The organism is Streptomyces shenzhenensis (assembly GCF_021462265.1).
Taxonomy (GTDB): Bacteria; Actinomycetota; Actinomycetes; order Streptomycetales; family Streptomycetaceae; genus Streptomyces; species Streptomyces shenzhenensis.
Window position 1 is genome coordinate 1 of record NZ_JAJONF010000187.1, and the last position, 662, is coordinate 662.

1 pseudogene is annotated in these 662 nt (G+C 65.7%); it reads left to right on the forward strand.

Annotated elements, in window-relative coordinates:
- Positions 1-662 (forward strand): annotated as a pseudogene (locus LQ326_RS47380) (ISAzo13-like element transposase-related protein); the annotation flags it as partial.

A 662-nucleotide genomic window follows, 5' to 3' on the forward strand; every position in this document is an offset into this window, starting at 1 on the left:
ACCGGATGTTCTGTCACATCACAGCGAACTGGCGGGGGCGGCCGCTGACCAGCTACCAGGTCGTCCTCGAGACCATCGCCGCCACAACCACCAGGACCGGCCTGACCATCGGGGCCGAACTGGACACCGGCAGCTACGACCTCGGCATCAGCGTCACACCCGCCGAGTTCCACGCCCTTCCGATCACACCCAGCTCCTTCCACGGTGACTGGAACTACACACTGTCTCCCGTTCCACCGCGAGCGCCAGACGCGCCGGCAACGACACACCGGACCGACCCGGCCCTGACCGAGATGCTCACCGACCCGGCCCTGACCGGCATGTCACGAAACGCCTTCGAGCATCTGGTGGCGGTCTCGGAACCTTTCTGGGACGCGTTGGCCGAGGCGGCATTCCAGCGACGCTTCCACCGCCCGCGCAGCTATCGCCACCCACAGACCAGCAGCGTGGACCACACCCACCGGCTCCTGGCAGCCATACTCCGCCGCCGCAGAGTAGTGACCATGACGTTCTTGGCCCAACTACTGGGCGTCAACCGCACCAACCTGTCCATTCAGTACCAGGACGCAAAACGGCTCCTGGACCTGCAACGGATCCTCGTCACGCCGCTACCCGGATCGCCCGCCCGCACATTGGAGCAGCTACACGCCCGAACAACCCAC